The sequence below is a fragment of the Spirillospora sp. NPDC046719 genome, from assembly GCF_040645715.1.
Taxonomy (GTDB): Bacteria; Actinomycetota; Actinomycetes; order Streptosporangiales; family Streptosporangiaceae; genus Spirillospora.
The window spans coordinates 1-5,976 of sequence record NZ_JBEYYT010000510.1; the positions used below are offsets into that span (position 1 = coordinate 1).

A 5,976-nucleotide genomic window follows, 5' to 3' on the forward strand; every position below is an offset into this window, starting at 1 on the left:
TTCTTTATATTATCTTGTTTTGTTTTGTTTTTTTCTTGGTGTCAGGTGGAGTAGCCGTGGGGGGCGGGGGGGCGCGCCCGCCCCGCGCCCGGCCCCCCCCCGCCCCCCCCCCCCACGGAACGGGGGTCATTCGGGCAGCAGCGGCCCCAGCGGCCCGAGGTCGAGGTTCAGGTCGCCGTCCTCCAGGTCGAAGTGGTCCTTGAGCCGGGTCATCGCCTCGTCCAGGCGCATCAGCGCCAGCCCGAGCCGCTCGATCTGCTCGTCGGTGAGGTCGCCGCCCTCCGCGCGGCGCAGCGCCTGCCGCTCCATCAGCTGCCGGATCAGCTCCACCAGCGTCAGCACCAGCTTCACCAGGTCCCGCTCGACGGTCTCGGGGTCGGTGCGCAGCCGCTGCATCGTGCGCGACGACCGCTCCCGCAGGGCCTCGGCGTGCGCGGACGCGCGGGTCGCGCGGACCGGGGCGTCCGCGGCGGCGCCGCCGGTGCGGCCGGCGAGGATGTCGTCGGTGAGCGGGTCGCCCGCCGCGGGGTCGCGCACCGACACCTCGCCCGACACCGGCGCGCGCTCCCCGGCGCGGGACCGTCCGGTCCCGGGGCCGGTGCGGGGGTCGCGGGGCGTGGGGTTCACCGTTCCTCCTCGCGCAGCAGCTCGTCGCCGCGCAGCAGCTCGTCGCGGACCGAGGTGACCAGCGCGCGCAGCGACACCCGCACCAGGTCGACCTCCGCGATAGAGATGACCAGGTCACCGGCGATCATCACGCCGCCGGCCAGCAGCCGGTCCAGCAGGTCGACCAGCGCGATCCGCTCCATCGGGACGTCGCGGCCGGTGTCCAGGACGGCCGTCACCGCACCGCCCCCTCGACCGCCCGCGCGGGCCCGGCCCCTTCGGTCCCGGGTGCGGGGTCGGTGGTGTCGATGAAGGAGTAGGGCGGCCACGGCCCCGTCACCTCCACCTCGATGCCCGGCCACCGCTCCCCCGCCGCGCGCGCCGCCTGCGCGAACGCCTCGGCGTCGCCGTCCTCCAGCAGGTAGGCGGCGTTGAGGATCTGCACGCCGTCGCGGCCCGACAGCTTGGGGTCCTGCGGCGGGTGGTGGCGGGCGGCGACCGCGAGTTCGGCGAGGCCGTCGTGGATCGCCGTCGCCTGCTCGCTGATCTTGCGGCCCGCGTCGGCGCGGCGGGGGCGCGCGGCCAGGCGGCGCCGCACGAATGGCGGCCCCCCCCCCCCCGACCCCGGCTCGGGCGCGGCGGGCTCGGGAGCCTGCGCGGGTTCGAGGGCCTCGCGGTGCGCGTAGGCCTTGACGCCCCACTCGGCGCGGCCGGCGACCCGGTCCAGCGCCAGGGCGAACCGGTCGCCCTGCTCGTCGAGCACCTGCGCCACCCGCGCGTCGTCGCGGTAGATCGTGGCGATCCGCACCGGCGCGGTCGGCGCGGCGTGCGCCGCCCGGTCCACCACGTCGTGGTGGGCGCGGGCGGTCTCCTCCAGCCACGCCAGGTCCTCCAGGTTCTCGCGCAGCGCCGCCTCGCCGTACTGGTCCAGGCGGACGGTGCTGACCAGCGCGGTCAGCGTCCCAGCCGCGCTAGTGCGCACGATGGTGCGCACGGGCGCGCCGCCCACTCCGGCGGCGCCGTCCAGCGCCGCCGGGTCCAGGCCCCGCGCCACCCCGTACAGGTAGACGGCGAGGCCGTCACCGACAGTTTCGTGGTCAGTCACGATCCGGCCTCCTTCCCCTCGGCGCGGCGGGACCCGGAGCCTTCGGAACCGGACGCGGCGGAGGCGTCGCCGGCCTCCAGCGCGGCCAGCCGCTCACGCAGCCGACGGTTCTCCTCCAGCAGCTCCCGGTCCGCGCCGCCCTCCACGTGCCCGTCGCCCGACTTCGGCGCGCGGGCCTTCGACGACAGCGACGGGTCGTGCTCCCACCAGTCGATGCCCATCTCCCGGGCGCGGTCGACCGAGGCCACCAGCAGCCGCAGCTTGATCGTCAGCAGCTCGATGTCCAGCAGGTTCACCCGGACGTCACCGACGATCACGATGCCCTTGTCCAGGATCCGCTCCAGCAGGTCGGCCAGGTTCGCCGACTGCCGCTCCCCCGCCATCGACTTGGCGGGCCCCCGCGAGCCGGTCCAGGAGATCTCACTCAACGGTCCTCAGTCCCTCTCCACTCGTCCGCGCGGGTACCGGCGGACGCGCCGGTAGGACACCAGTTCGCCGTCCGCGTCGACCTCGGTGTCGTAGATGGCGAGGATGTCGGCGGAGTCGGGGATGCGGTGGGTCTCCACCACCTCCACGGCCACGCGCCAGCCGTCCTCGCCGGAGCGCTCGAGTCCGACGACGCTCTCGGCGGCGCGGCCGGTCATCGCCGTCACGTGCTCGGCCGCCCGCTTGGCGGCCTCGGACGCCGACATCATCACTGGTCTCCCTCCACGCGCCGCGCCGCTACAGGCCGCGGGCGCGGCCCTCGTGCAGGCGGGCGATCAGTTCCTCCTCGCGGGCGGCGGCCTCGTCCTCGCCGATCTCGCCCGCGGCGACCTCGTCGGCGATCTGCTGCATCTCCGCAGCGATCCTGCCGGGGTCGTACAGTTCCTGCTCGGCCTGCTCGGTGAGCACCTCCGCCAGCCACATCACCCCGCGCACGGGCGCCAGCGGCAGCGTCACCAGGCCGGTGAACAGGCCCATTCACGCCTCCGGGACGAAGTCGTACGGCGGCAGCGGCCCGATCAGCCGCAGCCGGATCCGTTCGGTGTGGGACGCGCCGAGCTTCTCCACGACCTTCTCGAACTCCTCGCGGCGGTCGGTGCGCACCAGGAACGAGGCGTCCAGGACGTCCTCCTCGCGGGGCGGCGTCTTGCGCACGAACGCCTCGGCCGCGGGCGCGACCGCCTCCAGCAGCACCTGCCCGTCGTGCTCGCGGCGCCGGTCCATCGCCTGCGCGATCAGCTCGCCGAGGCGGACCTGGTCGTAGTAGACGGCGTCGGCGACGTCCGCGGGGACCTCCCGCAGCCGCTGCGACAGCTCGGCGACCTCCGGCTCGGCCTGCATGATCTCGCGCAGCACGGTGTCCTGGACGTAGGTGGCCTTCAGCCGCAGCTCCACCCGGCCCTCGAGCTGGTCGATGACCTGCCCGAGCCGGTCGGAGTTGCCCTCCAGGAGTTCCTTCTGGACCGCGGTGCGGTCGGACAGGGCGGCGCCGAACCGGAACGGCAGCACCACCATGCCCGCGTCCAGCAGCGCGTTCAGCACCCGCTGGTGCGCGACCAGGTCGGCGCGCTCGCCCAGCGGGCGGCCCGCCGGCAGGTCGCTGACGACCGCGGCGCAGCGCCCGCCGTCCTCCACCAGGGTCACCGGCCGGTCGTCCAGTCCCGCCACGTCGGCGGGCAGGGACGCGCCGGCGCGCGTCACCCCGTACACGTACTGGGGGGTCTTGCCCTCACCGGATTCGTTCGGGGAGGTCATTCGTCGTCCTCCTTCTTGCGGGACGACCGCCGCCGCGCGGGCTGCTTGTCCTCGTCCTCGTCCTCGTGGTCATCGTCGGAGCCGCCGCCGAAGGTCTCCTTCAGCCGCTCGCCGGCGCCTTCCAGCGCGCCCCGGGTCTTCTTCTTCGCGCCCGACTCCTGCATGCCCTCCACGAACTGCGGCAGGCCCTGCGAGGTGCCGTCGTGGGCGATGTCGAGGCGGTTCACCGCCTTGGCGAACCGCAGGTAGGTGTCCACGCTCGCCACCACGATCCGCACGTCCACCGTGAGGATCTCGATGCCGACCAGCGACACTCGGGCGTAGATGTCGATGACCAGACCCTTCTCCAGGATCAGGTCGACGACGTCGGCGAGGCTGCTGCTGCCGCCACCGCCGCCGCGCTGGACGGTGCTGGTGCCCGAGGTCTGCTGGGCTATCGGCCCAGTCATGTCATCTCCTTGTCCGGGGGAAAACGTTCATGCACCCCTCTACCCGCCTCGACCTGTCTAAACGGACATTCCGGTTTCGGTCAGGCGCCGGTCAAGCGGCATGCCGCGCCCCCGGGACCCTCCCCGTGCGGGGCGGTCCCGGGGGCGCGAACGGGCGGGTCAGCGCTTGGTGCGGCGGCCGATCACGATGCCGGCGCCCGCGGCGGCCACCACCGGCACCGCGCGCAGCAGCCGCCGCAGCGTCACCAGCCGCGCCAGCCCCGCCACCCGGCCCGGCAGCGCCGCCACCTGGCCGCCGACCTGCCCGGCCACCTGCCCGGCGCCCGCGCCGACGGCGCTGACGGCGTCCGTGCCGGCGCGGGCCACCGACTTCGCGCCGGACGCCGTGCCCGACACCGCGCCTGACGCCTTCTGCGAGGCCTTGCCGGACGCGGCGGTACCGGCGCGCGAGGCGTTCTTGCTGATCTGTCCGGGGCCCTTGCCGGGCACCGAGGGGGTGTCCATCCTCATTCCTTCCATCCGGGGGATCTCGCCGTGCGAGTAGGGGTCATCCGCGCAGGCGGGGCAGCACCTCGCGGGAGTAGAAATCGAAGAATCCGTCCTGCTCGGGACCGATCTGCGTGACGAACACGTCCTCGTACCCGGCGTCGACATAGGCGCGCAGCGCCCGCACGTGCACCTCGGGGTCGGGACCGCACGGCACCTTCTCGGCGACCATGTCCTCGGTCACCAGCTGCGACAGCTGGCGGAACTGCCGCGGCTGCGGCAGCAGCTGGTTCGCCTCGCCTGGCAGGTAGTCGCTGGCCCACAGCCGCAGCGCGGTCCGCCGCGCCCGCTCCTCGTCGGACGCCCAGCACGCCTTCAGCCCGCCCTGCACCCGACGGCCCGCACCGCCGGCGTCGCGGAACGCCTTCACCAGGTCCGCGTCGGGCATCATGCAGATGAACCCGTCGGCGATCCGGCCCGCCAGCGTCGCCGCCTTGGTCCCGAACCCCGACATGTGGATCGGCGGCGGCTCGTCGGGAACGGTGTACAAGCGGGCGTGGTCGAGGCGGTAGTGCTCGCCGCGGTGGGTGACGAGCTCGCCGGTGAACAGCCGCCGCATCAGCGCGACGGCCTCCTCCAGCATCTCCATCCGCTCGGCCGCCGGCGGCCACCGCGAGTCGATGATGTGCTCGTTGAGGAACTCGCCGGTCCCGACGCCGAGGGTGAACCGTCCGCCGGTCAGCACCGCGCACGTCGCCGCGGCCTGCGCCACGATCGCCGGGTGCGTGCGCACCAGCGGGCACGTCACCGCGGTCCCGACGGGCAGCGACGTCGCCTGCGAGATCGCGCCGATCACCGACCAGGCGAACGACGCCTGGCCCTGCTCGTCCAGCCACGGGTGGAAGTGGTCGGAGATCCACAGCGCCTCGAACCCGGCCTGCTCGGCCAGCCGCGCCTGCCGCACCAGCTCGCCGGGGGCGTGCTCCTCGCTGGACAGGAAGTACCCGAACCTCGCCATCTCCGCCCCCTTCCCTCTCCGGCCCCGCGCTCGTGCCCGGTGCTCCCGAAGGCGCGGTGCCCCGTCGGCGTGGTGCGCCTCACGGTCGTAGCGCGGCTTACCCGGCGAGGCGCACGCAAACATTCCGGTGCCGCACCACGGACCGGCGCGAACCGGTGACCGGTAGGGGATGCGGGAGGCGACCGCTTGCCGCCGATCACGGTTGGAACCGTCCGCTCGGGTATGCGGAAACGCATGACGCCACCAGCCCCGGGCCCGCCCGGGCGACCGCCCGGACTGCCCCCGGCCGGCCCCCGCGCCGCGCGGACCACCCCGCTGCTGCGCCCCGGCCCCGCCCGCCGCGCCGCCGAACCGCTCGCCTGGTGGGCCGCGCTCCTCGCGCTCTACCTGTCGCTGATCTCCACGATCGACATCACCGAGATCACCGTCGGCGCCGTCGCCGCCGCGTTCGGTGCCGCCGCCGCGACCGCCGGGCGCCGCGCCCTGTTCACCACCGGCACCGCCCACGACCCCGCCCGCGCCCCCACCCCCACCGCCCACCGCCCGCCCGGCGCGCGCCGCCGGGCGCCGGC

11 protein-coding genes are annotated in these 5,976 nt (G+C 74.5%); 1 reads left to right on the forward strand and 10 read right to left on the reverse strand.

What is annotated here, in order from left to right:
* Nucleotides 1-126: 126 nt before the first annotated feature.
* The 10 genes from ABZ914_RS44500 to ABZ914_RS44545 all read right to left on the reverse strand — a co-directional run bounded on the left by ABZ914_RS44500 (nt 127) and on the right by ABZ914_RS44545 (nt 5,404).
* Nucleotides 127-627 (reverse strand): gas vesicle protein K, encoded by a 501-nt coding sequence (locus tag ABZ914_RS44500; protein WP_347256692.1) that lies wholly within the window; start codon nt 625-627, stop codon nt 127-129.
* A complete protein-coding gene (locus ABZ914_RS44505; RefSeq protein ID WP_433252213.1) occupies nt 624-845 on the reverse strand; it encodes a gas vesicle protein in 222 nt (73 codons plus the stop codon). Before ABZ914_RS44505 ends, ABZ914_RS44500 begins: the two co-directional genes overlap by 4 nt.
* Nucleotides 842-1,711: a GvpL/GvpF family gas vesicle protein gene (locus ABZ914_RS44510; RefSeq protein ID WP_500200757.1), complete on the reverse strand. Its 870-nt coding sequence runs from the start codon at nt 1,709-1,711 to the stop codon at nt 842-844. The genes ABZ914_RS44505 and ABZ914_RS44510 overlap by 4 nt, the downstream gene beginning before the upstream one ends.
* Nucleotides 1,708-2,139 carry a gas vesicle protein gene (locus ABZ914_RS44515; protein WP_433155137.1) on the reverse strand — a complete coding sequence of 144 codons (432 nt, stop codon included), beginning with the start codon at nt 2,137-2,139 and terminating at the stop codon, nt 1,708-1,710. The genes ABZ914_RS44510 and ABZ914_RS44515 overlap by 4 nt, the downstream gene beginning before the upstream one ends.
* Before the next feature lie 6 nt (nt 2,140-2,145).
* Nucleotides 2,146-2,406, reverse strand: coding sequence for a gas vesicle protein GvpO (gene gvpO / locus ABZ914_RS44520; protein ID WP_190856689.1), 261 nt, complete (start codon nt 2,404-2,406; stop codon nt 2,146-2,148).
* A 28-nt stretch (nt 2,407-2,434) separates the two neighbouring features.
* Nucleotides 2,435-2,674, reverse strand: a complete 240-nt coding sequence (locus ABZ914_RS44525; RefSeq protein ID WP_190856688.1) for a gas vesicle protein GvpG — start codon at nt 2,672-2,674, stop codon at nt 2,435-2,437.
* The gene (locus ABZ914_RS44530) at nt 2,675-3,451 is read right to left on the reverse strand and encodes a GvpL/GvpF family gas vesicle protein (RefSeq protein ID WP_190856687.1); all 777 of its coding nucleotides are present in this window, start codon (nt 3,449-3,451) and stop codon (nt 2,675-2,677) included. It abuts the gene before it with no gap.
* Entirely contained in the window at nt 3,448-3,900 is a 453-nt protein-coding gene (gene gvpJ / locus ABZ914_RS44535; RefSeq protein ID WP_500200758.1) for a gas vesicle protein GvpJ, read from the reverse strand. Before gvpJ ends, ABZ914_RS44530 begins: the two co-directional genes overlap by 4 nt.
* Nucleotides 3,901-4,059: 159 nt before the next feature.
* Nucleotides 4,060-4,404 (reverse strand): hypothetical protein, encoded by a 345-nt coding sequence (locus ABZ914_RS44540; RefSeq protein WP_500200759.1) that lies wholly within the window; start codon nt 4,402-4,404, stop codon nt 4,060-4,062.
* A 43-nt stretch (nt 4,405-4,447) separates the two neighbouring features.
* Entirely contained in the window at nt 4,448-5,404 is a 957-nt protein-coding gene (locus ABZ914_RS44545; RefSeq protein WP_500200760.1) for an LLM class F420-dependent oxidoreductase, read from the reverse strand.
* Nucleotides 5,405-5,638: 234 nt separating this feature from the next.
* Between ABZ914_RS44545 and ABZ914_RS44550 the strand changes: the two genes are divergently transcribed.
* Nucleotides 5,639-5,976 (forward strand): hypothetical protein (locus ABZ914_RS44550; RefSeq protein WP_500200761.1); only part of this gene is annotated, 338 nt, incomplete at its 3' end.

Bases quoted from the DNA above. Each gene is read 5' to 3' on its own strand.
- ABZ914_RS44525 (WP_190856688.1), bottom strand. From the start codon at position 2,674: ATGGGCCTGTTCACCGGCCTGGTGACGCTGCCGCTGGCGCCCGTGCGC.
- ABZ914_RS44545 (WP_500200760.1), bottom strand. From the start codon at position 5,404: ATGGCGAGGTTCGGGTACTTCCTGTCCAGCGAGGAGCACGCCCCCGGC.
- ABZ914_RS44540 (WP_500200759.1), bottom strand. From the start codon at position 4,404: ATGGACACCCCCTCGGTGCCCGGCAAGGGCCCCGGACAGATCAGCAAG.
- gvpO (WP_190856689.1), bottom strand. From the start codon at position 2,406: ATGATGTCGGCGTCCGAGGCCGCCAAGCGGGCGGCCGAGCACGTGACG.
- gvpJ (WP_500200758.1), bottom strand. From the start codon at position 3,900: ATGACTGGGCCGATAGCCCAGCAGACCTCGGGCACCAGCACCGTCCAG.
- ABZ914_RS44530 (WP_190856687.1), bottom strand. From the start codon at position 3,451: ATGACCTCCCCGAACGAATCCGGTGAGGGCAAGACCCCCCAGTACGTG.